Annotated in this window: 25 protein-coding genes and 1 CRISPR repeat array (1 of these 26 only partly in view); of the genes, 17 read left to right on the top strand and 8 right to left on the bottom strand. The window is 59.8% G+C overall.

All coding sequences use genetic code 11. The annotated features are described in order from the left end of the window. Positions 1-3,293: direct repeats of the CRISPR family, unit length 37 nt; unit sequence GTTGCTCCGCAGGGATCGCCTGCGGCTCCATTGAAGC; it begins 2,977 nt to the left of the window's first position. A 335-nt stretch (positions 3,294-3,628) separates the two neighbouring features. The 7 genes from cas4 to JI721_RS09180 all read left to right on the top strand — a co-directional run bounded on the left by cas4 (position 3,629) and on the right by JI721_RS09180 (position 9,415). Continuing rightward, the gene (cas4, locus tag JI721_RS09150; RefSeq protein ID WP_274454574.1) at positions 3,629-4,267 is read left to right on the top strand and encodes a CRISPR-associated protein Cas4; all 639 of its coding nucleotides are present in this window, start codon (positions 3,629-3,631) and stop codon (positions 4,265-4,267) included. 1 nt (position 4,268) lies between these two features. After that, positions 4,269-5,306 carry a type I-C CRISPR-associated endonuclease Cas1c gene (cas1c, locus tag JI721_RS09155; protein WP_274454575.1) on the top strand — a complete coding sequence of 346 codons (1,038 nt, stop codon included), beginning with the start codon at positions 4,269-4,271 and terminating at the stop codon, positions 5,304-5,306. 9 nt (positions 5,307-5,315) lie between these two features. Further along, complete coding sequence (gene cas2 / locus JI721_RS09160; protein WP_274454576.1) at positions 5,316-5,609, top strand: CRISPR-associated endonuclease Cas2; 294 nt, start codon at positions 5,316-5,318, stop codon at positions 5,607-5,609. A gap of 98 nt (positions 5,610-5,707) precedes the next feature. Continuing rightward, a complete protein-coding gene (locus JI721_RS09165; RefSeq protein WP_274457770.1) occupies positions 5,708-7,138 on the top strand; it encodes a site-specific DNA-methyltransferase in 1,431 nt (476 codons plus the stop codon). A gap of 119 nt (positions 7,139-7,257) precedes the next feature. After that, positions 7,258-7,575, top strand: a complete 318-nt coding sequence (gene trxA / locus JI721_RS09170) for a thioredoxin (RefSeq protein WP_274454577.1) — start codon at positions 7,258-7,260, stop codon at positions 7,573-7,575. Positions 7,576-7,608: 33 nt separating this feature from the next. After that, positions 7,609-8,634 (top strand): NADH:flavin oxidoreductase/NADH oxidase, encoded by a 1,026-nt coding sequence (locus tag JI721_RS09175; RefSeq protein WP_274454578.1) that lies wholly within the window; start codon positions 7,609-7,611, stop codon positions 8,632-8,634. A gap of 61 nt (positions 8,635-8,695) precedes the next feature. Continuing rightward, positions 8,696-9,415: a 3-ketoacyl-ACP reductase gene (locus JI721_RS09180; RefSeq protein WP_274454580.1), complete on the top strand. Its 720-nt coding sequence runs from the start codon at positions 8,696-8,698 to the stop codon at positions 9,413-9,415. Positions 9,416-9,544: 129 nt separating this feature from the next. Here the strand turns inward: JI721_RS09180 and JI721_RS09185 are convergent, their stop codons facing one another. Beyond that, complete coding sequence (locus tag JI721_RS09185; RefSeq protein WP_274454581.1) at positions 9,545-9,898, bottom strand: hypothetical protein; 354 nt, start codon at positions 9,896-9,898, stop codon at positions 9,545-9,547. Between the two features lie 108 nt (positions 9,899-10,006). On the opposite strand from JI721_RS09185, the gene JI721_RS09190 reads away from it, so the two are divergent. Then, positions 10,007-10,648, top strand: a complete 642-nt coding sequence (locus tag JI721_RS09190) for a TerC family protein (protein ID WP_274454582.1) — start codon at positions 10,007-10,009, stop codon at positions 10,646-10,648. Between the two features lie 4 nt (positions 10,649-10,652). Here JI721_RS09190 and JI721_RS09195 read toward each other — a convergent pair whose 3' ends face one another. Then, a complete protein-coding gene (locus JI721_RS09195) occupies positions 10,653-10,844 on the bottom strand; it encodes a hypothetical protein (RefSeq protein ID WP_274454583.1) in 192 nt (63 codons plus the stop codon). 96 nt (positions 10,845-10,940) lie between these two features. Here JI721_RS09195 and JI721_RS09200 point away from each other — a divergent pair, with 96 nt between their 5' ends. The 5 genes from JI721_RS09200 to lysA all read left to right on the top strand — a co-directional run bounded on the left by JI721_RS09200 (position 10,941) and on the right by lysA (position 14,098). Then, positions 10,941-11,150 carry a hypothetical protein gene (locus JI721_RS09200; RefSeq protein ID WP_274457939.1) on the top strand — a complete coding sequence of 70 codons (210 nt, stop codon included), beginning with the start codon at positions 10,941-10,943 and terminating at the stop codon, positions 11,148-11,150. Positions 11,151-11,224: 74 nt separating this feature from the next. After that, positions 11,225-11,347: a hypothetical protein gene (locus JI721_RS09205; protein ID WP_274454584.1), complete on the top strand. Its 123-nt coding sequence runs from the start codon at positions 11,225-11,227 to the stop codon at positions 11,345-11,347. Positions 11,348-11,435: 88 nt separating this feature from the next. Continuing rightward, positions 11,436-12,137 (top strand): pirin family protein, encoded by a 702-nt coding sequence (locus tag JI721_RS09210; protein WP_274454585.1) that lies wholly within the window; start codon positions 11,436-11,438, stop codon positions 12,135-12,137. A gap of 84 nt (positions 12,138-12,221) precedes the next feature. Beyond that, positions 12,222-12,554 carry a hypothetical protein gene (locus JI721_RS09215; protein WP_274454586.1) on the top strand — a complete coding sequence of 111 codons (333 nt, stop codon included), beginning with the start codon at positions 12,222-12,224 and terminating at the stop codon, positions 12,552-12,554. 257 nt (positions 12,555-12,811) lie between these two features. Beyond that, complete coding sequence (lysA, locus tag JI721_RS09220) at positions 12,812-14,098, top strand: diaminopimelate decarboxylase (protein WP_274457772.1); 1,287 nt, start codon at positions 12,812-12,814, stop codon at positions 14,096-14,098. A 57-nt stretch (positions 14,099-14,155) separates the two neighbouring features. Here the strand turns inward: lysA and JI721_RS09225 are convergent, their stop codons facing one another. The 3 genes from JI721_RS09225 to JI721_RS09235 form a co-directional block, all read right to left on the bottom strand. Next, positions 14,156-14,410: a hypothetical protein gene (locus JI721_RS09225; protein WP_274454587.1), complete on the bottom strand. Its 255-nt coding sequence runs from the start codon at positions 14,408-14,410 to the stop codon at positions 14,156-14,158. Positions 14,411-14,525: 115 nt separating this feature from the next. Continuing rightward, a complete protein-coding gene (locus JI721_RS09230; protein WP_274454588.1) occupies positions 14,526-14,780 on the bottom strand; it encodes a hypothetical protein in 255 nt (84 codons plus the stop codon). Positions 14,781-14,828: 48 nt separating this feature from the next. Beyond that, the gene (locus JI721_RS09235; RefSeq protein ID WP_274454589.1) at positions 14,829-15,080 is read right to left on the bottom strand and encodes a hypothetical protein; all 252 of its coding nucleotides are present in this window, start codon (positions 15,078-15,080) and stop codon (positions 14,829-14,831) included. Positions 15,081-15,334: 254 nt separating this feature from the next. On the opposite strand from JI721_RS09235, the gene JI721_RS09240 reads away from it, so the two are divergent. Next, positions 15,335-16,255 (top strand): DMT family transporter, encoded by a 921-nt coding sequence (locus JI721_RS09240; RefSeq protein WP_274454590.1) that lies wholly within the window; start codon positions 15,335-15,337, stop codon positions 16,253-16,255. A gap of 620 nt (positions 16,256-16,875) precedes the next feature. Continuing rightward, a complete protein-coding gene (locus tag JI721_RS09245; RefSeq protein ID WP_274454591.1) occupies positions 16,876-18,402 on the top strand; it encodes a fumarate hydratase in 1,527 nt (508 codons plus the stop codon). 586 nt (positions 18,403-18,988) lie between these two features. On the opposite strand, the gene JI721_RS09250 is transcribed toward JI721_RS09245, so the two are convergent. From JI721_RS09250 to JI721_RS09260, 3 genes are all read right to left on the bottom strand, one after another. Further along, complete coding sequence (locus tag JI721_RS09250; protein ID WP_274454592.1) at positions 18,989-19,165, bottom strand: H-type small acid-soluble spore protein; 177 nt, start codon at positions 19,163-19,165, stop codon at positions 18,989-18,991. 161 nt (positions 19,166-19,326) lie between these two features. Next, positions 19,327-20,685 carry a lipopolysaccharide biosynthesis protein gene (locus JI721_RS09255; RefSeq protein ID WP_274454593.1) on the bottom strand — a complete coding sequence of 453 codons (1,359 nt, stop codon included), beginning with the start codon at positions 20,683-20,685 and terminating at the stop codon, positions 19,327-19,329. 62 nt (positions 20,686-20,747) lie between these two features. Beyond that, on the bottom strand, positions 20,748-21,614 hold the full coding sequence (locus tag JI721_RS09260) for an HD-GYP domain-containing protein (RefSeq protein WP_274454594.1): 867 nt from the start codon (positions 21,612-21,614) through the stop codon (positions 20,748-20,750). A gap of 213 nt (positions 21,615-21,827) precedes the next feature. Between JI721_RS09260 and JI721_RS09265 the strand changes: the two genes are divergently transcribed. Both JI721_RS09265 and pepF read left to right on the top strand, forming a co-directional pair. Further along, on the top strand, positions 21,828-23,609 hold the full coding sequence (locus tag JI721_RS09265; RefSeq protein ID WP_274454595.1) for a pyrimidine-nucleoside phosphorylase: 1,782 nt from the start codon (positions 21,828-21,830) through the stop codon (positions 23,607-23,609). Between the two features lie 101 nt (positions 23,610-23,710). After that, the gene (gene pepF, locus JI721_RS09270; RefSeq protein ID WP_274454596.1) at positions 23,711-25,528 is read left to right on the top strand and encodes an oligoendopeptidase F; all 1,818 of its coding nucleotides are present in this window, start codon (positions 23,711-23,713) and stop codon (positions 25,526-25,528) included. Positions 25,529-25,548: the final 20 nt, after the last annotated feature.

Consider the following 25,548-nt stretch of genomic DNA (forward strand, 5'->3'; position numbering starts at 1 on the left):
CTGAAAAACAGCTTGCCTTCGTTGCTCCGCAGGGATCGCCTGCGGCTCCATTGAAGCAAATGCCACGCAAACATTGCAGTCGATGAACGCAGGTTGCTCCGCAGGGATCGCCTGCGGCTCCATTGAAGCGTCGCCCATTGCCAACACTCCCTACACGAACGCGCCTGTTGCTCCGCAGGGATCGCCTGCGGCTCCATTGAAGCCTTATTCCGCCTGAGTCCTATGAGCAATCCGAACCTGTTGCTCCGCAGGGATCGCCTGCGGCTCCATTGAAGCGTGCTGTATTTGCACACGATAGATGTGCTGGATCTGCGTTGCTCCGCAGGGATCGCCTGCGGCTCCATTGAAGCTGAAGTGTGTACTCGGTACTGACACCGTTACCGGAACGTTGCTCCGCAGGGATCGCCTGCGGCTCCATTGAAGCACCTCAATGACAGCGTTCACTTCGTCTTCCGAACATGGGTGTTGCTCCGCAGGGATCGCCTGCGGCTCCATTGAAGCCCGATGCAGCCATGTGGGACGGGGATGCCGACATAGTTGCTCCGCAGGGATCGCCTGCGGCTCCATTGAAGCCTGACTTGACAAGGAGGATGCGCGGCATGTTGTCCCTGACGTTGCTCCGCAGGGATCGCCTGCGGCTCCATTGAAGCTCATCGGCACAATCCCGTTCAGTATCGTATATCTGCGTTGCTCCGCAGGGATCGCCTGCGGCTCCATTGAAGCGCCCAACGCCTCCCAACACGCATCGCAGTAGTAATGTTGCTCCGCAGGGATCGCCTGCGGCTCCATTGAAGCGTACGTCCCATGTCCCTGCATGAGCCACTCGAAAAAGTTGCTCCGCAGGGATCGCCTGCGGCTCCATTGAAGCACCGCAGCGCAAGGCCGTCAGGACGGGCTGGACTCGGTTGCTCCGCAGGGATCGCCTGCGGCTCCATTGAAGCTTCGTGAGGAAACTGCGCATTTTTTCGGGTACATCCGTTGCTCCGCAGGGATCGCCTGCGGCTCCATTGAAGCACGATTCTTGCTAGGCGTACCAACAAGACCTTCGCTGTTGCTCCGCAGGGATCGCCTGCGGCTCCATTGAAGCACATTGTCTATGCGCTCGGTTGGATGCGGAAGAAGGGTGTTGCTCCGCAGGGATCGCCTGCGGCTCCATTGAAGCTCGATGTACGGCACGCCATTGTTTACGGCTGTGATGTTGCTCCGCAGGGATCGCCTGCGGCTCCATTGAAGCACCAGGTACCTGCCAAGGCATTCATCCGAGCAAAATAGTTGCTCCGCAGGGATCGCCTGCGGCTCCATTGAAGCACGATAGGGGGTGTTCTGGATGGGACTTCCAGGCAGAGTTGCTCCGCAGGGATCGCCTGCGGCTCCATTGAAGCACGACGAAGCGGTGGCTGAGGTGCCGATAGGCTGGAGCGTTGCTCCGCAGGGATCGCCTGCGGCTCCATTGAAGCCAGTGCCATCAATCTGCTGTTTCAGCGCGCTGGCCGTTGCTCCGCAGGGATCGCCTGCGGCTCCATTGAAGCCGCCGGTCCGTCGTCCGCATAAAGAGTTGCGGAGTTAGTTGCTCCGCAGGGATCGCCTGCGGCTCCATTGAAGCGAATATGGGTTAGCTGTGCCTACATTGACGTTACAAGTTGCTCCGCAGGGATCGCCTGCGGCTCCATTGAAGCCGATGCATTTGCCGAGCCAGTACAGGGAGTCAATTTTCGTTGCTCCGCAGGGATCGCCTGCGGCTCCATTGAAGCGCCAGTTGATCAACCAGTCTAGCCACGGCACGTCGAAGTTGCTCCGCAGGGATCGCCTGCGGCTCCATTGAAGCCACTTACTAGATTGCAGAAGATAGATCAGTGGGATCCGTTGCTCCGCAGGGATCGCCTGCGGCTCCATTGAAGCTGAGATGCCGACCAATTTGAGTTCAACGTATGAAGGTTGCTCCGCAGGGATCGCCTGCGGCTCCATTGAAGCAACTCCTTTTCGCGAGCGGAAACCTTGGCTTCACGCTGTTGCTCCGCAGGGATCGCCTGCGGCTCCATTGAAGCGGGAATGCTCACTCTGCCTTCACCTCCAACTCAATCTGTTGCTCCGCAGGGATCGCCTGCGGCTCCATTGAAGCCTCGCACTCGCAGTACTCACAAACCCACACCGCGTCCGTTGCTCCGCAGGGATCGCCTGCGGCTCCATTGAAGCTGGAACCCTGTTGCGGTCAGCATGCCATTACGAGAGTTGCTCCGCAGGGATCGCCTGCGGCTCCATTGAAGCCATGGCTGTCATCGGTAGCCCCGAAGCTACAAACCGAGTTGCTCCGCAGGGATCGCCTGCGGCTCCATTGAAGCAAGAGCCCCGTACCCGCGCCGCACGGGAAGTCGGTGTTGCTCCGCAGGGATCGCCTGCGGCTCCATTGAAGCTACCTGGTCACAGTGCTAAGCATATGCTATATGGCGCGTTGCTCCGCAGGGATCGCCTGCGGCTCCATTGAAGCAGGACCTCAAACAGTTCGAGAACGAGTACAAGTCAGTTGCTCCGCAGGGATCGCCTGCGGCTCCATTGAAGCTTTTTGACAAAGAACGACACGAAACGCATCACACAGCGTTGCTCCGCAGGGATCGCCTGCGGCTCCATTGAAGCAACCAGAGGCCTTTCCTGCGGACTGTCCGCCAATATGGTTGCTCCGCAGGGATCGCCTGCGGCTCCATTGAAGCAACTAGTTCTTCCGGGAAATCACCAGGGCACCGCCTGTTGCTCCGCAGGGATCGCCTGCGGCTCCATTGAAGCAGGGCACCGTAGACGCGAACATCACCAACAGCCAGCGTTACTCCGCAGGGATCGCCTGCGGCTCCATTGAAGCGTAAAACAGGTACGGGTACCTTCTCTGGATACTTTCGTTACTCCGCAGGGATCGCCTGCGGCTCCATTGAAGCAATACTTGCTGCACCCTTCGCCCATCTCTCCCACAAGTTACTCCGCAGGGATCGCCTGCGGCTCCATTGAAGCTGATTTATTATTCAGCCTCCCAATGACAGCCACATCAAGTTACTCCGCAGGGATCGCCTGCGGCTCCATTGAAGCCCGTATTTGTTGTAATAATGGCTGGTGGATGTGGGGAAGTTACTCCGCAGGGATCGCCTGCGGCTCCATTGAAGCGTATTTTTACCGTCATATTAGGCCTAACAACAACATGTTACTCCGCAGGGATCGCCTGCGGCTCCATTGAAGCATGTATCCGCCATGTCGTTGGGCAGTTTGAGCGATCGTTACTCCGCAGGGATCGCCTGCGGCTCCATTGAAGCGGCGATGACACGTTCACGGGGGGCTGGCGTCACGAGTTACTCCGCGGGCTTTACCTACGGCTCCATTGAACTCCGTCACTTGATGTCATGTGCACTGGTGACGTCTATAACCTCTTGGTTTTGTCCAAAATATCTGAATAGAGCAACCTGTTCGCTTCCAGTCCAACTCGCATCTCTGCGTACCCAATCATTCCGACGGCCAGTGTCGCACGGCCGTTACTGCCTCCGCTGCCTCTGCCGTCCTTGCTGACCTGTGCAAACTCACATTTCATGAACGGATTTGTGAGAAGGTGAGGCGACAGAAGATAAGAAATCGACGACCGGAGTTGATCGACGTGTTTGACCTTCAACCAAGTTTGTCAGATGCTTCTGAAACTGTGCCTTTGTCAGCGCTGCAACATTACAGCTACTGTCCACGTCAATGTGCGCTCATTCATGTGGAGCAGGTTTTTGATGAGAACGAGTTCACATTGAAAGGGCGCTGGGCCCACACGCGGGTGGATGAAGAGCATGTCCGGTCGGAAGCGGGTCATCAGATTGTCACTGCGCTTCCGGTTTGGTCGGACCGGCATGGCTTGTCAGGGAAGTGTGATGTGGTTGAACTTCGAGACGGAACACCCCATCCAGTCGAATTTAAACATGGGGAACGTAAGGCGCACCGGTGGGACGAGGTTCAATTGTGCGGCCAGGCAATTTGTCTGGAGGAAATGTTTCACGTTATGGTCCCCGAAGGCGCGATTTACCACATTTCCTCCCGGCGTCGCCGCACGGTGGTGTTTACGTCCGAGCTGCGCGCGGAAACCCTCCGAATCGCGGCGGAGGTTCGCGTGATGATTGCGAAGTCAGCAGTTCCACCGGCTGTCAACGACGCCAGGTGCAACGGTTGTTCGCTGCGGCGGGCTTGCATGCCCGAGGCCACCGATACGGGCAACCGGCCCGATTGGCACGAACTGATGCTGAGAATGGAGGGGTAGCATGCAAGACATCAGGAACACCTTGTACGTACAGACCGATGGTGCAATTCTCCGGCTCGATCATGATACTGTCCTTGTGACCAAGGACAAGGAAACGTTGCACCAGGTGCCTCTGATTCACGTGGAGTCCATCGTTGGAATTGGAAGAGTTACGTTTACCAGCCCGCTGCTGGAACGGTGTTCGCAGACGGGGCGGACGGTGGTCAAAATGACCGGTCAGGGGAGGTTTGTGTACCGACTGGAAGGACCGAAGTCTGGCAACGTACTGCTTCGCATGGCGCAGTTTCAGGCGGCTGTGGACCCGGTCCGTGCGACGCCTGTTGTTCAGGCGATTGTGGCAGGAAAACTATACAATTCGAGGCAGAATCTCCTTAGGTCCGCTCGCGACTCCAGGCGCTCTGAATCGCAAAATCTGCTGCGGGAGGCGGCCGAGGACATAGGGCGTGATCTGCGGCGCTTGGACCAAATCTGCGACATTTCGGCGTTACGTGGTGTGGAGGGTATCAACGCCAAACGATACTTTTCCGTGTTTCGCCACCAATTTTCGGACATGGATGACGAGTTCACCCGCTTTGAGCATCGCTCACGACGCCCTCCTCGCGACCCCATGAATTGTCTGCTGTCTTTTCTTTACGCGCTGTTAACGAATGATGCACTGTCGGCCGCGGAGAGCGTTGGGCTCGATCCGCAGGTCGGCTTCCTGCATGTCCTGCGCCCCGGCAGACCCTCTTTGGCGCTGGACCTGATGGAGGAGCTTCGACCCATGCTGGCCGACCGGATTGCCATCACGCTGGTAAATCGAAGGCAAATCGGCCGGCACCACTTCGAGTGGTTACCTGGGGGAGCGGTCTCCTTGACCGAACAGGGGCGCAAGGTACTCATCGCCGCCTACCAGGTACGGAAAAAGGACGAGGTAATCCATCCATTGCTGCAGAAGAAAGTACCGATTGCTCAACTCCTTCCCATCCAGGCACGGCTGCTGGCGCGGGCGATTCGACGCGATCATGTAAAATACGTACCACTGTTTCACAAGGCATAGGGGGGAAGCGTGTTGAACTTGTTAGTCGCGTACGACATCAGCACAGAGACGAAGGCAGGGGAAAAGCGGCTGCGGCGCGTGGCACGGTTATGCGTCGCGCACGGACATCGGGTGCAGGACTCTGTATTTGAATGCCGCCTCGACGAGGTGACGTTCGTCGAGTTCGTGCGGCAGTTGAGTGAGGTTATTCATCCAATAGAAGACAATCTCCGCATCTACCGGGTGAGCGACTTTGGCCCTGGCAAGGTCGTCAACCTAGGCAAGCAAGTTGGCGTGGACTACGACGCGCCGATGATTCTCTGACAGGTGTGGCGTGTTACAATTTAGTGCGTACATGCTGCGTTGCATTTCGTGCGCAGCGTGAGCCACTTTGGCGCTATTTTGGGGGATCACGATTGGACATGACCGAACGGTACGAGTTGACGTGGCCGGGGAAGCGCGAGGCTGTCCGCGTGGCGCAGTGTCCGGGCAATGGGACGTTGATCCCGGTGCCTGAGGCATCCGTCAACTTCGAGGAAGCAGACCACCTTGTGATTGAAGGGGACAACCTCGACGTGCTCCGGGTGCTTCGGCGCACGTATGCGGGTAAGGTCAAGATGATTTATATCGATCCGCCTTACAACACGGGGAATGCCTTCATCTACTCCGACAATTTTCGGCAGAAGACCAGGTCGTACCTGCGCGCGTCCAACCAGGTCGCCGCGACGGGAGACGGCGTGCACCAAGCGGTGGAAACCAGCGGGCGTCTGCATGCACAGTGGCTGAATATGATGTACCCGCGGCTGGTGCTGGCGCGGGACCTGCTGCGCGACGACGGCGTGATCTTTGTGTCCATTGACGATCACGAACTCAAAAACCTCCGTTTCCTGATGGACGAGATTTTTGGCGAGGAGAACTTTTTTGCGTGCTTTGTCTGGCAGTCCCGTCAGTCGGTGCAGAACGATACCGATGTCAGTGTGAGTCACGAGTATATTGTCGGTTATGCGAAGCAGCGCCGGCATGAGCACCGGCGGCTCAAACCCAGCAACCAGGCGTTCTGGCGGGACATTCCGGCGTTTGCGGCACGCCCGCAGCCGCTCGATCGGGCGAAGTTTTCCAATCCCGACCGTGATCCGAGAGGGCCGTGGAAGGCCGACCCGTTTGATGCGCCCCACGTGCGCCCCAACTTGACGTACGCCATCGTCAACCCGAACACGGGCGAGGCGCACTGGCCGCCGCCGGGGCGGCATTGGCGCACGGACGAGGCGTCGTATCAAAAACTGCTGGCGGACGGCCGGATTGTTTTTGGTGCGACCGGCACCTCGCGGCCGCAGCTCAAGGTCTTCTACCGGGAAAAGAAGGCGTTTGGCAGTGTCGCGACGACGTGGCTGAGCGGCGACAAGGTCGGGACGGCGACGCACGGGACGAAGGAGCTTCAGGCCTTGTTTGACGGGAAATCGCCGTTCGACACGGTCAAGCCGGTGCGGCTCATCCAATTTCTCTGCCAGATCGCGACGCACGGCGACGACATTGTGCTGGATTTTTTCGCGGGCTCTGGGACGACGGGGCATGCGGTGCTGGAGCAGAATGTCGCAGATGACGGCGCGCGCAGGTTCATTCTGGTGCAGCTGCCGGAGGCCACTGGCGACGCGCAGTACCCCCGGATTTCAGACATTACGGCGGAGCGGTTACGGCGCGTGATTGACAAGCTTGCGGCACAGCGGCCTGGCCTGGGGTTCCGCTATTATCGGTTTGCCGAGGCAGGTGAGCACGGTGAAACCGGTCTTTCGAGCCTGCCGTTGGACGCTGCGGGGGAAAGCGGTCTGCGGATTGACAGGGGCGAGGCATTGTAATACTATCAAAAAGTAAGACGTTGTATATTGATTAGTTTTATGCCCAACGGGTGCATGCACGAGGGCGCAGTGTGGTGACGCAGTTGATGCCACATGCGCGATCGAAAGGAGAATGAGGGATGACACAACAAGTCACGGATGCGACATTCGCTGAATTCATTCAATCAGACAAGCCGGTGCTGGTCGATTTTTGGGCGACTTGGTGCGGTCCCTGCAAGATGATGGCGCCTGTGTTGGAAGAAGTTGCTGAAGAGTACAAGGAAAAGCTCGTCGTGGGCAAACTGGACGTGGATGCGAATCCAGAGACGACGGCCAAGTTTGGCATTATGAGCATTCCGACGCTCGTGCTGTTCCAGAACGGCCAGCCGGTGAAGCAAATCATTGGATATAAACCAAAGGCTGAACTCGTCTCCCAGCTCGCAGAGGTCGTAGGCTGAACGATCAAGTCGCAGGTTGAAAGGAAGACAAGCATGGCACAATTGTTTACACCCTATCGGCTCAAAGGGCTGGAGTTGAAAAATCGCATCGTCATGGCACCCATGTGTCAATACAGTGTGACGGCGAAGGACGGGAAGCCGAATGACTGGCACTACGTCCACTTGACCAGCCGTGCGATTGGCGGCACGGGACTCATTCTCGTCGAAATGACGGACGTGGAGCCGGACGGACGCATTACGGACTACGACTTGGGCTTGTGGTCGGACGACCACATTCCGGCGTTCGCGCGGATTATTGAAGCGTGTCACGGGTACGGCGCCAAGGTGGGCATTCAAATCGCGCACGCGGGCCGCAAGGCGGAGGACGCGCCGGAACCGGTGGCGCCGTCGGCGATCCGTTTTGATGCCCCTGGGTACAAGATGCCGAGAGAATTGACGACGGACGAAGTGCGGCAGATGGTGGACAAGTTCGGCCAAGCGGCGCGGCGGGCGGTCGCTGCCGGGGTGGACACGATTGAACTGCACGGCGCGCATGGCTACCTGATTCATCAGTTCCAGTCGCCGGTGACGAACCACCGAACCGACGAATACGGCAAGGATTTGTCGCGCTTTGGTGTGGAAGTGATTCGAGCGGTGAAGCGGCAGATGCCGGACGACATGCCGCTCATTATCCGTGTGTCTGCCGTCGAATACGTGGAAGGCGGGTATGGCCTCGACCATATCATCGAGATCTGCCGGAAGTACAAGGAAGCCGGCGTCGACATGATTCACGTGAGCTCGGGCGGCGAGGGACGTCCTGCGCCCAATCACCGGCCGGGGAATTATCCGGGCTACCAGGTGCCCTTCGCGCGGGCCATCAAACAGGCGCTGGATATTCCCGTCATCGCAGTCGGGGTGCTGGAAGACTTCCACCTGGCGGAGTCTGTGGTCGCCAATCAGGATGCGGACTTGGTGGCAATCGCGCGGGGCATGCTGCGTGACCCGTACTGGGCGCTGCATGCAGCGCAGGCGCTCGGCGTGAAGCCGGACGTCCCGAAGCAGTACGAACGAGCGTTTTAACGGGCTGTTTCGGTTGTAACGGACTGTTTCAGCTCGGAATTGAACCGGAGGAATGCATCAGATGTCGATTGCAGGAAAAATCGCACTTGTAACAGGCGCCGGGAAAGGGATTGGCCGGGCGCTGGCTTTGCAGCTGGCAGCAGAAGGGGTCCATGTGGGGCTGCTGGCGAGAACCCGCCGCGACCTGGAAGCGGTCGCGGATGAAGTCAAGACATCCTCGCAGGTCCGGGTGGCGCTGGCCATCGCTGATATTTCGAATCGGCAGGAGGTCGAAACGGCGGTCACGTCCATCACAGAGGAACTGGGCCCCATCGACTTTCTCATCAATAACGCTGGGGCGGCGAAGTTTGGCACGGTGGTCGAGATGGATCCCGACGAGTGGGAACGGATGGTCCGTGTCAACCTGTTTGGCACGTACTATGTGACACGCAAGGTGCTGCCAGAGATGATGGCCCGCAAAACAGGGAGCATCATCAATGTCAGCTCGACTTCGGGCCTGCGCGGCGCCGCGACCACGTCGGCCTACTCCGCTTCGAAGTTCGGGGTGATGGGATTTACTGAGTCCCTGATGCAGGAAGCGCGTAAATTTAACATTCGCGTCACGGCGGTCACGCCGAGTACGGTCAACACGGAGATGGCAGCCAGCCTTGGCCTGCCGATTGGCGCGGAAGACCGGATGACACAGGCAGACGATGTCGCACAGCTGATCGTTTCGATTCTCAAGCTGCCGCAGCGTGCGTTTGTGAACCAAGCGGGGATTTGGACGACCAATCCGCAGTAAGACACGCCTGAGCGGTGCGTCGCCCGGGTTGAATGTCGTCCTCGCGCCGTTCTGGTTTCGTGTTTGCATGGGGGTTGCCTCCAGGTGCTATGGTACCGGGGCAGCCCCCTTCTTCATGATGCGGTGCCGTCAGCGCCCGCTGCCCGCGTTTCCCTCGCTGCGCTTGCGGCCCGATTTGCGGCGGGAGGCCGCGCGCGACCGTCTGCCGGATTTCTTTCTGCCTTTGTTGGACGCGGGTTCGTCCAGGATGTGTCCGATGAGGTCATACAGGTACTGCAGTTCTGTGCGCAAGGCCGCTTCGGGTGCTTGACGGATCCGCTGTTCGACCCTGGGAAACAGGGTCCGGACGGCCCGGTTGACGACCATTTTCTCAACACCTTCGACATAGTTCAGCGCACGGTCCACGACCGTCCTCGCGCCCTGCAGGGTGCGGTCGTGCAACGTGTCTTCGCGCGCTTCACTCGACTCGCGGATGTCCGGCATCCTTATCCCCCCACTCTATCCACAGGCTATGTGGCATGGCGGCCAATGGGTCACGCATAGGTTGAAAGAGGACAAGGTTCGGATGACACGGCGCTGCGGGAGGCCCTGATGAAGGCGTTTGTGACGATTTTCCTCCTCAATCTCTTGACCAGCATCGACAACGCGATTGTGGTGGGCGGCATCGCTCAAAAGACGCGGCACAACCTGTATCTGATTGGCGCGCTGTCCGCCGTGCTGCTTACGATATGCCGGACGGCGTTGATTCTCGGGGTGTTGTCGATTGCCGGGATCGCCGGGTTTCGCATTGCCTTAGGCGCCCTGGTGCTGATCATCGCGGTGCGCCTCAGCCTCGTCACGGCTCCGGACGACCGCAAGGAGCCCTCCCTGCTGCGCCTCCTCTGTGTGATTGTCGTGACGGACCTGGCGTTGAGTCTCGACAACATCCTCAGTTTGTCCATCACTGCGCGCGACCCATGGGTCATCGGATTTGCCGTGCTGGCGGGGCTTGTCCCGCTACTTACGTTTTTGCCGCTGTTTGTCGGCGTGATGAGCCGACTTTTGTGGATCCAGTTGTTAGCCGCTGGGTTTGTCGGGGAATTGGGCTTTGATGTGATGACAGATGACAAATGGCTGCTTCCGTATATGCCCACCGGCTGGAAGGAGGCGGCTTTGCGCACCTCGGTGGCCCTGCTGGTGATTCTTCTGGGCGCTTGGCGTATGTATCGGACGCGCCTGCGGCGGCGCCCGTGACAGGTCAATACCTTCGCGGCCAGTTGGCAAATGGGACGCGTTGTGCGCTCGGCGCAGGCGGTACGTTCGGTGGTGCTGCGAAAAGCCCGCGTCGTTTGGCGCCGTTATGCGTCATTTTGACCAACTCCCGAACGCGTTCATCTTGCGCAATGCCAAATGCCAACGAACCGAGTTTGAGGAACGTATCCACCTTCACTTGCCCCGCCTCCTTCACCGTTTACTAACAAATTATGACTGATTCGACCGCTTGTGGAGGACAACTGACCTTGAAAGTGCGGAGAATGAGGGTGCTGTGCGCAAGTTGTTCTGCCAGGCCACCGAGGACAAATACCGCTACGGTACCGTTGGACTCACGCATATCCTGCATCATCACGGAGCGAAAGGAGTGTGGACGATGTACGGTGTGTTTGGAGGATACACCCGCTGGGCAGTTGTGTTTCTGATTATCTTTGTCCTGTTCTTCCTGCTTGTTCCGGGGTATGGCGGTGCCGCAGGGTACTAAGCTTGCCCTCTCAAGCACGCTGCATCTGCCAGGACGTGTAACGCGATGTTTGGAAAAAAAGGAGGTTCCTGAACATGTACGATGGCGCGTTTGGTGGCTACACCCGTTGGGCGGTTGTGTTCCTGATTATCTTCGTGCTGTTCATCCTGCTGGTTCCCTACGCTGTGACCACATGCACAACCACAACTGTCTATTGATCAGCAGACAACGGCAGGGGCTGCACGCGGGTGCGTGTGGCCCCTTGCTTTTGTCAAATGGTACACTGGTTGCGGGAGGAAGATGCGTATGATATCCGTGCAAAGGGCGGAGGAACGTTATGCAGCCAAGCAGGATTGGCTGTCATCGAACTTTAGTTTTTCGTTTGGTCCGTACATAGATCCAGACAATACCCGATTTGGGCCCATGCGCGTGTTGAACGATGACTTCATTGCACCGAACAGAGGGTTCGGCGCGCATCCGCACAGTGATATGGAGGTTGTTTCGATTGTCCTCAAGGGTTGGTTGAAGCATCAGGACAACCTCGGCCATGTGGCGGTGACCACCTTTGGCGAGATTCAGCGTATGTCGGCTGGCACAGGCATCGTTCATACGGAATCCAACGCCTCGGAGACGGAAGAACTGAACCTGCTTCAAATGTGGTTTGAGCCCATGCAAAGAGGTCTTCCGCCGACCTACGAGGTGAGCGCGTTCGATGTGAACCAGCTGGACGGACGTTTGCTCAAGGTGGTGTCCCATCAACCCGCTGCGAACGTGGCCAAGATTCATCAGGACGTCACCATCTATCTCAGCCGTCTGCAGGCTGGCGAAGCCATCCCCTTCGAAGGAAATCCACACCGCAAGGTGTTTTTGTTCGTGGTCGAAGGCGCCCTGCGTGTCAATGAGACGACGGTGCTGCAGACGCGCGATGCCGCCCGAATGGAAGGCGAGTCTGGCTTAACACTTGCGGCGGATGAAGCGTCCTTTTTTATGTTGATTGACCTGCCGTAACCAAGCCGCTCCCGGCCGCCGGCATCTTGGCTGCCAAGATGGCCGGGGTGCACGTCAACCGGAGCGGACGAAAGGATGGAAACCATGGCGTTGCACGAGAAACTGCGCATCCACCATGCGGTCGGATCCAGGGTGCTGTTGGACTCTGACCAGCAAGGCGTGCGCTTCAACTACGAACAACGGCCGGAGGGTTGGCTGTTCACGGTGTACACCGACCGGACCCCTCAAATCGAAGAAATTTTGCGGCTGAAAGATGAGCTCAATGTTTTCATCTTTCGGGAAGATCACGGTGAAGCGGTCGAGAAAGTCTGGTTCTACGCGGGCCAGGGCGAAGTCAAGTACCATCCGGAGCCGGCGTGTCTCACCATCATGACCCACGGCAGAATCGCATACCGCCCTCAGGATTTTCACGTCTAAATCACGGCGTCCGCATGGCCCAGCGAATGGCTTGACGAAGCAGGGAATCCCCGCCATGATGGTACACAGAATGATTCGACAGACATGGACAGAGCACGCAAAGAAGAGCATGCAGGGAAGAGCATGCAGGGAAGAGCACGCAGGGAACCGCTTGTCACCTGCAAGGAGTGGAGAGAGAAAAGATGACCCGTGAGCGTGTGGAAAGCGCGGCGTATGAAACGGGCGTGCAGCCTCCGGCGGCCCGTCTGACTGGTACCATGGAAATTGGCCCGGAAGGGCACCTGTACATCGGGGGGTGCGACACCACCCGTCTGGCTGCCACGTACGGGACCCCGCTGTTTGTCTACGATGAATTACTGCTTCGTCAGACCATCCGTCGGTTTCACAACGCGTTTCAGTCAACTGGAGCGCCGTACCGGGTGGCCTATGCGGGCAAGGCGTTTTGCAGCATCGCAATGTGTCAGCTGGTGGCGGAAGAAGGGTGCAATCTGGACGTCGTCTCCGGCGGTGAACTGTATACGGCGCTGACGGCCGGGCTTGATCCGGCGTTGATTCATTTGCACGGCAACAACAAGACGGCGGAAGAACTCGAATACGCCGTTACATCCGGCATTGGCGCGGTCATCGTGGACAATTTCATTGAACTCGAGATGCTGCAGGAAGTGGCGGCGCGGCACCAGCGTACCGTCGACATCCTCCTTCGGGTGGCGCCGGGCGTGGAGGCGCACACGCATGAATACATCTCCACGGGCCAGCAGGACAGCAAGTTTGGCTTCGATATGGAGCTTGGGCAGGCTGAAGAAGCCCTGCGCCGGGTCCAATCGTCTGCCAGTCTCCACTGTATCGGCCTGCATGCACACATCGGCTCGCAGATTTTCGATACCCAAGGGTTCACGGCCGCGATTACCCGGATGGTCGGGCTCTACGAGCGCGCGCTGGCGCTAGGGCTGTCATTGTCCGTGCTGAACATCGGGGGCGGTTATGGCATTCGCTACACCGACGAAGATGACCCGGAGCCTATTGAGCGGCAAATCCATGAGATTGTCGGCACGATGCGCGACGTCTTTACGACGCGTGGACTGGCCGTGCCGGAGATTTGGGTAGAGCCAGGCCGCAGTATCGCCGGTCCGGCAGGCACGACGTTGTACCGGATCGGGACGCAAAAGCGAATTCCAGGGGTGCGGAACTACGTCGCGATCGACGGGGGCATGACGGACAACCCGCGCTACGCGCTGTACGGGGCGAAGTACGAAGCCTTGCTGGCCAACCGTGCTGCGGAGGAACCGAGCGGGGTTTGGACGGTGGCGGGCAAGTGCTGCGAGAGCGGCGATGTGGTGATTCGCGACGCTATGCTGCCGGAAGCCGCATACGGCGACATCCTGGCCGTGCTGTCCACAGGTGCTTACAACTACTCGATGGCAAGCCATTACAACCGTTTGCCGAAGCCGGCCGTCGTGTTTGTCCGCGACGGGGAAGCAAGGGTGGTTGTCGCGCGTGAAACCTGGGCCGATGTGGTCAGGATGGACAGGCCGCTGCGGGGCTAGGCGTAGCATACTGGGATGCGCGTTGTGACGATCAGGCTGAGGACGGAGGAGGGGCCTTCACGGCCCTTCCAGCATGGGGGCGCCGTTGTTCTTGATGTCGTTGTCCAGCACCGGCTGGCCAATCCACATCCAGTCGTTCAACACGGCCCAGACGGCGTACTGCGCGGACATTTGCCCCATTTGCGTCCCATAGTTGCTCGTATTGGGAGAGTTTGCGTCCCAGGCGTTCTGCATGTTTTGTCCGCTGAACACGCCGACGCCGTTGGAACTGCCGCCAAATTGAAATCCACCGATGTTCACAATGGCTGCCATTTGATTGCCACCTTCCCTCTCGCGCACATGCGCGCCGCGTCCCCCCTGCCGACGGGCTGCGGTGTAGTGCCATTGCTCCGCGGTGCGTGCGGGCTGCCTCGTGGTGAGTTCTCGTTTACGGGCCGATCCAGGTTGGCGATCCGTTGCACTTGATGTCCTGGTCGTAGGTCGGCTGCCCCAACAAGGCCTCGTTTCTCAACTGTGCCAAATAGGCGGACTTCAGGTTTCCATTGCCCAATGTGGTACCCAGCACAGACATGGCGGGCGAATTCGCGTCCCAGTCATTCTGCATGTTTTGCCCACTGAAAATGCCGGCACAATTGGAGGTTCCACCGACATGGATGAATCCAATGCTGACCACTGCTGGCATGGCGGCTCCATCTCCTTCGTTCGCGTTGTGTCCGTGCGGCCGTATTGCCTACCAGCCGATGTGCAAATGCGATTGATTGCCTTTGAGGTCGCGATCGAATATGGGCTGCCCATACATGCCCTTCGTCGCGTTGTACGCCGCGAGGATGAATGACCGGTTCCAGTCGCCAAATTGCCCATTCGCAGCATTGACGCCTGTACTGTGTGAGTCCCAGGAATTCTGGATGTTCTGCCCTGTGAAGATGCCGACGTTATCCGACCAGCCGCCCGACTGAATGGCGCCAAGCTGCACGTTGACCATGACATTCGCCCTCCTTGGATTCCATGCAACAGGCTATGCCAAAAACGGCGCTCCTGTGCGGATGCAAGGCAGGCCGCGGGTGAAGGGAGGGCGGTGGGTGCAGGGTGGTTGAAGGGCAGGGTGGGGCGGTTTGGTTGACACTGGAATGACGAGCGGTTGATAATGCTTGAAGGTTTCAACGGAGCGATGCGGCGATGAGGGTGTCTGAAGCGGGATCGTTCTCCGTGTCCAATGAAAAGGGAGTGAGGCGCGGTATGCCGTTCCTGGCGTTGATTTTGGTCAGTCTGTTCTGGGGCGGCCACGCGGTGGTCGGTAAGGCAGTGGAGACGCAGTTGGCTCCCTTGCCATTGACGGTTTGGCGCTTCACAATGACGGCGGTCTGCTGCTTGCCGCTGCTCGGCCGGGCCAAGCGCATTCTGCAGCTGCCGAGTCGAACCCGCTGGCAGTTCGTCCTGGCGAGCTTGTTCTGGTCGGTGCTGTACCCGCTTTGCTATTATCAATCGCTGCGTACCATCAGCCCGCTGGAAAGCCTCCTGTTGGTGAACACGGCGCCGCTGCTGGCCGTGCTCTTCGGCTTCCTGGTGCTGCGCGAGCGGCTCACACGGTGGGAGGGTGCGGGCATCGCGGTCTCGTTCGCTGGCATTGTCACCCTCGTTGCGCTGCAGGGGACAGGGCATGCGGAGCTCATCGGGATCGTGTTCGCCCTCTGTGCGTCCGCATCGTTCGCGGGCTATACGGTCTGCTCGCGGTCGCTGTTCCAGGCGCTGCCCTTGTTTGACGTGCTGTTGGCGACGTCTGTGCTCGGCGCGGTGCTGCTGTGGATTTGGACGCTGGTGACCGGGCAGCTCGATGTGGTCGCGGGGGCGCTTGCCACGTTGAATCAAGCTGGCTGGATGCAACTGATGTACATTGTGCTGATTGTGAGCACGGCCGCCTACGCGCTGTACGGCTATGGGCTGCGGAGACTGCCTGCGGCGGTGTCGTCGGCGCTCACGTTTTATCCGCAGGTGGTGTTTGCTGCTGTGATTGAGTGGGTCTGGCTCGGGATCGTCCCAGCCGTCGTCACCTGGGTGGGGGCGGCGTTCATCCTGGGCGGCACGGTGTTGATGCGGATTCGCCGTCGGCCGAGTCAGGCGCCGTCGGATGGGTGCGGTCAAAGCGCCCGGGCTGAATGAGGCGCTGTGGCGATCCGGGGAGCGGGTGCCGGGTTCGGGTGCCGGGTTCGGGTGCCGGGGGCCCGGGAGCCCGGGAGCCCGGGAGTGGTTAAGGCGCCTTTCCTTCCTAAAGCGGCTGGGGGAGGGTACGCCCGGGAGCGGTTAAGGCGCCATTCCTTCCCAAAGACACCGAGGGCGGCGTTGGATAGGGCGCCTATCCTTCCTAAAGCGGCCGGGGGAGGGTACGCCCGGGAGTGGTTAAGGCGCCTATCCTTCCTAAAGCGGCTGGGGGAGGGTACGCCCGGGAGCGGTTAAGGCGCCTTTCCTTCCTAAAGCGGCCGGGGGAGGGTACGCCCGGGAGTGGTTAAGGCGCCTATCCTTCCTAAAACGGTCGGGGGAGGGTACGCCCGGGAGTGGTTAAGGCGCCATTCCTTCCTAAAGCCGCCGTTGGAGGGATGCCGCAAAGTGGGTGCCGCTCCGAGGGGTGCCTCCGCCTTCGCCTTCGCCTGTGCAACTTCCGCCTCCGCCAAGGCGGCTGGCCATTGGCGGGCGTGCATCCCCACAGGTCGTGATTGCACGCCCGCGGGTTGTGATTGCGCTATAATAGTTAGGGAGATTTTCAGGAGAGGAGCGAGTTTCGTATGAACGCAATGCAGGAAAGCCTGCTTCAATTGATTACCGAAACTTCAACCAACCTGCCGCCGGATGTGCGGCGTGCGATTAAGCGCGCGCAGTTGCAAGAGGAGTTTGGATCGCGCGCGGCGCTGGCGCTGAACACGATTGTCGACAACATCGTGTCAGCGGAGGAGGACGTGCAGCCGATTTGTCAGGACACCGGGATGCCGACGTTCATCGTGTACTGCCCCGTTGGATTCAACCAGTTGACGCTGACGGAAGACATCCGTGCGGCCGTCCGTGAGGCAACGAAACTCGGAAAACTGCGGCCGAACTCGGTCGATCCGCTGACCGGCAAGAACTCGGGGGACAACCTCGGTCCGGGGACGCCCGTGATTCACTTCCATCAGTGGGAGAAGGACGATGTGGAGATTCGCCTGATTCTGAAGGGCGGCGGCTGTGAGAACAAGAACATCCAGTACGCGCTGCCGACGGAACTGCCGGGACTGGGCCGGGCCGGGCGTGACCTGGACGGGATCCGCAAGTGCATCCTGCACGCTGTCTACCAGGCGCAGGGCCAAGGCTGCAGCGCGGGCTTCATCGGCGTGGGCATCGGCGGCGACCGCACCACCGGGTACGAACTGGCGAAGGAGCAACTGTTCCGCTCGCTGGACGATGTGAATCCGAACGAGACGCTGGCGGAGATGGAGAAGTATATCATGGACACCGCCAACCACCTGGACATCGGCACGATGGGATTTGGCGGCAAGGTGACGTTGTTGGGCTGCAAAATTGGCGTCATGAACCGCATCCCGGCCAGCTTCTACGTCTCGGTTGCCTACAACTGCTGGGCGTTCCGGCGGTTGGGGATTGTGGTCGATCCGGCGACGGGTGAGATTCGCCGCTGGCTGTATCGCGACTCGGAAGAGCGGCTGGACCGCCCTGCGGCCGCGTTTGATGAAAAGAACGCGATCGTGCTTCAGGCGCCAATTTCGGAGGAGCAGATTCGCAGCTTGAAAGTGGGCGACGTGGTCATCATCAAGGGTGAAATGCATACGGGACGCGACGAAATCCACCACTATTTGATCGATCACGATGCACCGGTCGACCTGCGCGGCGGCGTGCTGTACCACTGCGGACCGGTCATGTTGAAGGATGAGGACGGCAACTGGCACGTGAAGGCTGCGGGTCCCACGACGAGTTCCCGCGAAGAGCCCTATCAGGCGGATATCATCGAGAAGTTTGGGATCCGGGCCATCATCGGCAAAGGTGGTATGGGCGCCAAGACCTTGGCTGGGCTGCAGAAGTCGGGTGCGGTGTATCTGAACGCGATTGGCGGCGCGGCGCAATTCTACGCGCATTGCGTAAAACGCGTGAAGGGCGTGGACTTCCTCGACAAGTTCGGGGTGCCGGAAGCCATGTGGCACCTGGAAGTGGACGGCTTCCCGGCGATTGTCACGATGGATGCGCATGGCAACAGCCTGCACAAGGAAGTTGCAGACGAGTCCCTGGTGAAGCTAGAAGACTTGAAGGAGCCTGTGTTCGCCTGCTAGGACGGCCAGGCATGGGGGCGTTGGCCGGGCCGGGCAGGGTAGCGGCGGCTTTGGGCATGAAAGGTGCCTTAACCGTCCAGGGTCAGGCAGTGTAGCGGCGGCTTTGGGCATGAAAGGTGCCTTAAGCGGCCAGGACTGCGCAGGCTTGCGGTGGCTTTGGGCATGAAAGGTGCCTTAAGCGTCCAGGGTCAGGCAGGGTAGCGGCGGCTTTGGGCATGAAAGGTGCCTTAAGCGGCCAGGGCCGGGCAGGGTAGCGGCGGCTTTGGGCATGAAAGGTGCCTTAAGCGTCCAGGGCCGGGCAGGCTTGCGTCGGCTTTGGGCATGAAAGGTGCCTTAAGCGTCCAGGGCTGCGCAGGTTTGCGTCGGCTTTGGGCATGAAAGGCGCCTTAAGCGTCCAGGGCTGCGCAGGGTTGCGTCGGCTTTGGGCATGAAAGGTGCCTTAAGCGGCCAGGGTCAGGCAGGGTAGCGGCGGCTTTGGGCTGGGCCTAGGCTGACCGCTGCTTCGGTCCTTCGAAATTCTTCCGAAATTCTTCCGAAATCCCTAAAATGGTGCGGCCCGGTTCAAACCGGGCCGTTTCCGTTCGTATTAAGATTCGTGCAGGCGATCTACTTCGACCCGGATGTGCCGGCCACTTTCCAGCGAATGGACAAGTGCCGTGTTCGTTGAGTCGTCGACCTCGTCAATCCAGACGGGATCGCCCTCCAGGGTCACCAGAATTTCCGACGGTGCGGTGATGATTTGCTTCGCGCGATCGGCGTGCATGTACGTCCCTCCACGTGTGCCAGGCTTCGATACACGCTTACGATATCCGTCCGCACCGCGGGTTATGCTGCGGCGGGCCATCGGGGGCCACCTCGGCCCATCCACCTCGGCCCATCCATCGCCGGCCAGCCGTTCTCCCGGCCCCCCATCTCCATCCGCCCTCACGAGCTGCGGCTCAGCAGCTGGCGCACCAAATCGACATACGGGGTGTAGTCGGTTTTGCGCAGGGGCCACAGTTCGCGCGTCGGCCGGCCGGTCTTGCGGCCGAACCAATAGACGTAGGCGAGGTAGGACAACACGTACGATCCCGACGATGCAATTGCCCCGCCCAGCAGACCGAGGGTCGGCAGGCACAGGAGGCACAGGATGCCGTTGATGACCGCCGACAGCCCGTTCATCCAGATGGCAATCCGCGGTTGTCCCAAGGTGTTGGTGGCGTACTGAATCAGGATGTTGCTGGTGGCTTTGAAAATGACGCCGGGCAGCAGGATGCAGAACGGGAGAATCGCCCCCTGGTACTTTTGGCCATAGGCGAGGACGATGAGCCAGGGGAACACGGCGTACATCGCGATCGCGATGATACCGCACGACACGAGTGTCTGGCGCGCGGAGACCTCTGTCAGGCGCACCGCGTCCTTGGTGGCGCCGCCGGTGACGCGCGTGAAGACGACGCTGGCGACGGAGCTGGAGATGTTGAGCAGGACTTCCGATGCGGTCACAGCGATGCCGTAGTCAGACGCCGTAGCCTTGGGTAAAAATGCGAGCACCAGCCACAGGTCGATGCGGTAGTTGACATAGTTCATCACGTTGGATAGGGAGTACCAGCCGCCATAGCCGATGGTGCCGCGCCAGTGTCGCTGCACGAACTTCCACTTGAGGGCGCCTTTGCCCGCGCCCAGGAAGTGATAGGCCATCCACATTGTCGCCGCGACGGTGAGGGCGAAGCTGAACAGCCAGCTCGAATACGTTGCGATGACGCGCAAGTGCTCCGGCAGTGACCGCCCTGCCAGGAACAAGGGCAGGAAGATGACGAACTGAATCACAGGCTGCAGCACGTTTGCGCGGTTCAGCCAGGTAATTGCGTTGCGGCCCTGCAGCAGCCGGGTGCCATACCCGAACATGAAGTTGAACGGCATACACAATAACGCCCAGTACCAGGCCTGAGGGATGGCGAGGCCTGGAATTGGAAACCGAATGATGAGCAGCGTTACCACCCAGAGGGCAATGCTCAACGTATAGACGGCCAAATTCCCCATCTGGGCAATGGCTTCCGCATCCTCTGGGTCGCGCGGCAGTCGATAAGCATAATAGCCGGTAAAGCCGCCGACGAATGTCTGGCCGGTGGTGGCAATCGTGCCGGCGTTTTGAAACTCGACGCGATCGGCCTTGCCGAGGAACCGCGCGGCAAGCACGCTGTTGCCGAAGGTGATGACAGATAACGCGATTTTATATAGAAACGTAAAAAAGGCGCTTTTCGATAAACTGCCAGACGGTTGAACCGCCTGCTTGGACACGCTCATTGCAGCATCTCCCGAGACCTGTGGTATGTCAGCTCGCAAACGCTGTTGGCAATCCGGTCGGTTTACATGCCGGCGGTCGGCAGCCAGGTTTTCTGCTGCAGCTCTTCGTGCATGCGCCGGAAGGCGTCATAATGCCGTACGAAGTGTTTGACGACTTCAGGGTCGAACTGGGTACCGCTGTTTGAAATGATTTCCTGCAATGCGGCATCCAGGTTCATGGCGCCCCGGTAGGCGCGCGAAGACGTCATGGCATCAAACGTGTCGGCCACCGCGGCAATCCGCGCATCCAACGGAATTTCTCGTCCCCGGAGCCCTGCTGGATACCCGCGGCCGTCGAACCGCTCGTGGTGGTGCAGGATAATCGGAAGGGTGGCTTCCAGGCTTGGGATTTTCGCCACGATGTCCGCGCCGATTTGTGGATGTTGGCGAATATATTGAAACTCGTCCGTTACCAGCTTGGTCGGCTTCTTCAAAATGTGTTCGGGTATGTACAGCTTGCCAACGTCATGCAGCAGACCGGCGTATCGAAACTTCGTCCGATCCTGCGGCGTCAGTTCGCCGTATACTTTTTCCGCAAGCAGCTGGAGGTACGCGGCCACGCGTTCGGAGTGACCCCGCGTATACGGGTCCTTCAACTCGACCGACAGACAGAAGGTTTCCACCAGTTGATAAATCGCTGCTTCCGTTTCCTGCGGCGCGCCGCCTGCGCCTTTGTATCCCCGAATGCCTCGCCAAATCGGCCGGCCGAGCGCTGCCAGCCAGGCGGCCAGCGTGATGAAAAACAAGATCGCCGCGGCCCATCCACTGTTGGCTGACAAGCGAAACATGCGCAGCGCGCCGAAAAACACAGTGACCGAGGCGATCGCGGCGCAAACCGCGGCCAGGACGGACCAAATGATGCGCAGGAAGGTTCGTGTTGACTGGGGCATACAGCCCTCCACAGGTACGTCATGAGGGATGAAATGACATCATGCTGACCTCATTTCCTCATATTCGGCCAAGGATTGTCAAGTATCTATAGGAGAGGATGCAGGGCGTTTTGTCGGGGCCGCTCAAGCGTGGGTTGGCGGACTCGAATTGGTGTTGTCCGCAGGCCGTTTTGCTATACTGGTGTTGTTCTCACACAGAACGGAGGCCGCATCATGCGAATGTACGAAATCATCCAGAAAAAGCGGTACGGTCAGGCGTTGACGAAAGACGAGATCCGTTGGTTGATAGAGGGTTTCGTCAACGGGGAGGTCCCGGATTATCAGATGAGCGCACTGGCCATGGCAATTTGTTTTCGGGGCATGGATGCCGAGGAGACCGCCGAACTGACGATGGCGATGGCGGAGTCCGGGCACCAGCTGGACTGGTCAGACATCCCCGGGGTGAAGGTCGACAAGCACAGTACGGGGGGCGTGGGGGACACGACCACACTCGTGCTTGGGCCCCTGGTGGCAGCGGCGGGCGTGCCCATCGCCAAAATGTCTGGCCGTGGATTAGGCCACACCGGCGGCACCATTGACAAGCTCGAATCGATTCCAGGGTTTCGGACAGATATCTCGATGGAGGCGTTCCGGCGGCAGGTGCGGGAGATTCAGATCGCGATCGCTGGACAAACCGCCGACCTGGCGCCCGCGGACAAGCGGCTCTACGCCCTGCGGGATGTGACGGCCACGGTGGATTCCATTCCGCTCATCGCCAGCTCCATCATGAGCAAGAAGCTCGCCAGCGGCGCGGATGCCATTGTGCTGGATGTGAAGGTCGGCGATGGGGCGTTCATGAAACATCCCGACGACGCACGACAACTCGCCGAGGCGATGGTGTCCATTGCGAAGCGGGCAGGGCGGCGGGCCGTCGCCGTACTGACACGCATGGACGAACCCCTCGGGTTCGCGGTGGGCAATGCACTGGAGGTGCGTGAAGCCATTCTCACCCTGCGGAACCAGGGGCCAGCAGACTTGACCGAACTGTGCCTGACGCTCGGTGCGGAAATGGTTGTGCAGGGCGGCAAGGCGAGAACGGTGGACGAGGCCAGGGATTTGCTGCGGCGCTTGCTGGAGAATGGGGAGGCCATTCAGAAATTCAAGGACTTCGTCGCTGCGCAGGGGGGCGATGCGCGGGTGGCGGATGACCTGTCGTTACTCCCTAAAGCCAGCGTTATCAAGTCCTTCCTCGCACCGGCGGACGGTGTGGTGGAGGTGTTGCGCGCACAAGCCATCGGGCTGGTGGCGATGCGGCTGGGTGCCGGGCGGGCGAAGCAGTCCGACGTGATTGACCCGGCGGTGGGCCTGGTGCTCCGGCGCAAACTGGGGCAGACGGTCGTGCAGGGGGAACCCCTCATCGAAGTGCATGCAAACTCGGAAGAAGCGGCGGATGCGGCCATCGAGCAGCTGCGGGCGTGTGTGGAAATCGGCGGGCGCGATCCGTTCGACGCACCGCTGGTGCTGGACGTGGTGCGGGACGCATCGCCGGCGCGCACCGTGAACGTGACCGAACAAGCCTTGGCCAACTTGATGGAGGCTGCGCGCGAGGCCCGGGCCTGTGCGTACGTGCCGTATTCGCGGTTTGCCGTGGGGGCGGCGCTGCAACTGGAGGACGGACGCATCATCACGGGCGCGAACATCGAAAATGCATCGTATGGGCTGACAAACTGTGCGGAGCGGACAGCCGTCTTTCGCGCGCTGATGGAAAACGGGGGAAAGCCGCTGAAAGTCCGGGCGATCGCCGTGATCGCGGACAGTGACGGGCCCGTTGCCCCGTGCGGTGCCTGCCGGCAAGTGCTGGCGGAGTTCTGCGCGCCGGAGACTCCGGTTTGGCTGGGCGACCTCGCGGGCGGCGTCAAGCCGACCACGGTGGAAGGCCTGCTCCCGTACGCGTTCGGCCCAGGCCAGATGCATGCTGACTCTGCTTCTGACGCGGCGTCGCCAGCCGACGCATAGCGCCAACACCCCGCCGTCCAGTGGAACATCCAGCCGGATGACACCGAGGGATGACACAGCCGGATGACCGTAGAGATTGATGAATCTAGGAGGCGTTTTGATTGGCAGAACCTGAAAAGCGCGGTGCAGTGCCGACGCGAAGCGAGATCGCGGACAAGTACAAGTGGCGCCTGGAGGATATTTATCCGAACCAGGAAGCATGGGATAAAGAGGCGGCAGAAGTCGGGCCGTTGGTCGAGCAGTTGACGGCGCTCGCTGGGCACCTCGCCGAATCGGCCGAGACGCTGTGCAAAGCGTTTCAACTCTCCGACCAAATCAACGAGCGGGCGACGCGGTTGTTGAACTATGCGCACCGCAAGAAGGATGAAAACAACGCCAACTCGACCTACCAGGCACTGGCCGATCGCGCCATGGCCCTGCTGATTCAGGCGGAGAGCGCGCGGGCCTTCTTTGTACCGGAGGTCCTGCAGATTCCAGAAGACCGCATCCGGACATTCCTCGAGGAAGACGAGGGCCTGCGCTTATACAAGTTTATTTTGGAGGATATGTTCCGTCACAAGCCGCACGTGCTGTCTGCGGCAGAGGAGCGGTTGTTGGCGATGGCGGGTGAAATGGCGGAGACGCCGAGCGAGATCTTCACCATGTTCAACGACGCGGACACGCGCTTTCCGATGGTCAAAGACGAAGACGGCAGCGAAGTCGAGCTCACGCACGGCCGATACAGCCGCTTGATGGAGAGCACGAAGCGGGACGTGCGCAAAGGTGCCTTTGAGGCGTTGTACGGGACGTATCGGAAGCATATCAACACCCTGGCTGCGACCTACGCGGCGAATGTGAAGAAGGACATTTTCTATGCGAGAGCCCGCAAGTACAACTCCTCGCGGGAAGCGGCGTTGGATGACGACAATGTGCCGACATCGGTGTATGACAACCTCATCGCCGCAGTCCATGAAGCACTGCCGACCCTGCACAAGTACATGGAACTGCGCAAGCGGGTGCTGGGCCTGGATGAACTTCACATGTACGACCTGTACACACCGCTGGTGCCCGACCTGAAGCTGACGATTCCGTACGAAGAAGCGGTGGAGACGGTGAAGGCTGCGATTCAGCCGCTCGGCGAGGACTACGTGAAGCACGCCAGTGAAGGCCTGGCGTCCGGCTGGGTTGACGTGTTCGAAACGCAGGGTAAAGCGAGCGGCGCGTACAGCGCGGGGGTCTACGGCGTGCATCCGTTCATCCTGCTGAACTACCAGGAACGCCTGAATGACATGTTTACGCTCGCGCACGAGCTGGGTCATGCGATGCACTCGTATTACTCGAGTCACGCGCAGCCGTTTGTGTACGCGCACTACACGATCTTTGTGGCGGAAGTGGCGTCGACCTGCAACGAAGCGCTGTTGCTGCACCACCTGCTGCAGACGACGGATGACAAGATGAAACGCGCATACCTGCTGAACCACCAGCTGGAAGGCATCCGCGCGACGTTGATTCGCCAGACCATGTTCGCGGAGTTTGAAAAGCTGGCGCATGACTACGCCATGCAAGGCGGGGCCTTGACGCCAGACTGGCTGATGGAAACATATTACGGCCTGAACCAGACCTACTACGGGGCCGCCTGCCATGTCGATAAGGATATCGAGATTGAGTGGGCACGCATCCCTCATTTTTACAACGCGTTCTATGTGTATAAGTACGCGACCGGGATCTCGGCGGCAACCGCCCTCTCGCAGAAGATTCTCGAGGAAGGTCAGCCGGCGGTGGAGCGCTACCTGACGTTCCTGAAGAGCGGCGGATCGGACTATCCCATCAACCAGCTCAAAGCGGCCGGCGTCGACATGACGTCGCCGGAGCCCGTTCGTACGACGCTGAAACTGTTCGGCGAACGGCTGGAGGAGTTCAGCAAGCTCTTGGAGAGCTGATTGGAAGGCTGACTGGCGGG

Origin of the sequence: Alicyclobacillus cycloheptanicus, from assembly GCF_028751525.1 — a bacterium.
GTDB classification, from domain to species: domain Bacteria; phylum Bacillota; class Bacilli; order Alicyclobacillales; family Alicyclobacillaceae; genus Alicyclobacillus_L; species Alicyclobacillus_L cycloheptanicus.

Bases quoted from the DNA above. Each gene is read 5' to 3' on its own strand.
- cas1c (WP_274454575.1), top strand. From the start codon at position 4,269: ATGCAAGACATCAGGAACACCTTGTACGTACAGACCGATGGTGCAATT.
- JI721_RS09165 (WP_274457770.1), top strand. From the start codon at position 5,708: ATGACCGAACGGTACGAGTTGACGTGGCCGGGGAAGCGCGAGGCTGTC.
- trxA (WP_274454577.1), top strand. From the start codon at position 7,258: ATGACACAACAAGTCACGGATGCGACATTCGCTGAATTCATTCAATCA.
- JI721_RS09175 (WP_274454578.1), top strand. From the start codon at position 7,609: ATGGCACAATTGTTTACACCCTATCGGCTCAAAGGGCTGGAGTTGAAA.
- JI721_RS09180 (WP_274454580.1), top strand. From the start codon at position 8,696: ATGTCGATTGCAGGAAAAATCGCACTTGTAACAGGCGCCGGGAAAGGG.
- JI721_RS09185 (WP_274454581.1), bottom strand. From the start codon at position 9,898: ATGCCGGACATCCGCGAGTCGAGTGAAGCGCGCGAAGACACGTTGCAC.
- JI721_RS09190 (WP_274454582.1), top strand. From the start codon at position 10,007: ATGAAGGCGTTTGTGACGATTTTCCTCCTCAATCTCTTGACCAGCATC.
- JI721_RS09205 (WP_274454584.1), top strand. From the start codon at position 11,225: ATGTACGATGGCGCGTTTGGTGGCTACACCCGTTGGGCGGTTGTGTTC.
- JI721_RS09210 (WP_274454585.1), top strand. From the start codon at position 11,436: ATGATATCCGTGCAAAGGGCGGAGGAACGTTATGCAGCCAAGCAGGAT.
- JI721_RS09215 (WP_274454586.1), top strand. From the start codon at position 12,222: ATGGCGTTGCACGAGAAACTGCGCATCCACCATGCGGTCGGATCCAGG.
- lysA (WP_274457772.1), top strand. From the start codon at position 12,812: ATGGAAATTGGCCCGGAAGGGCACCTGTACATCGGGGGGTGCGACACC.
- JI721_RS09225 (WP_274454587.1), bottom strand. From the start codon at position 14,410: ATGGCAGCCATTGTGAACATCGGTGGATTTCAATTTGGCGGCAGTTCC.
- JI721_RS09230 (WP_274454588.1), bottom strand. From the start codon at position 14,780: ATGCCAGCAGTGGTCAGCATTGGATTCATCCATGTCGGTGGAACCTCC.
- JI721_RS09235 (WP_274454589.1), bottom strand. From the start codon at position 15,080: ATGGTCAACGTGCAGCTTGGCGCCATTCAGTCGGGCGGCTGGTCGGAT.
- JI721_RS09240 (WP_274454590.1), top strand. From the start codon at position 15,335: ATGCCGTTCCTGGCGTTGATTTTGGTCAGTCTGTTCTGGGGCGGCCAC.
- JI721_RS09245 (WP_274454591.1), top strand. From the start codon at position 16,876: ATGAACGCAATGCAGGAAAGCCTGCTTCAATTGATTACCGAAACTTCA.
- JI721_RS09250 (WP_274454592.1), bottom strand. From the start codon at position 19,165: ATGCACGCCGATCGCGCGAAGCAAATCATCACCGCACCGTCGGAAATT.
- JI721_RS09255 (WP_274454593.1), bottom strand. From the start codon at position 20,685: ATGAGCGTGTCCAAGCAGGCGGTTCAACCGTCTGGCAGTTTATCGAAA.
- JI721_RS09260 (WP_274454594.1), bottom strand. From the start codon at position 21,614: ATGCCCCAGTCAACACGAACCTTCCTGCGCATCATTTGGTCCGTCCTG.
- JI721_RS09265 (WP_274454595.1), top strand. From the start codon at position 21,828: ATGCGAATGTACGAAATCATCCAGAAAAAGCGGTACGGTCAGGCGTTG.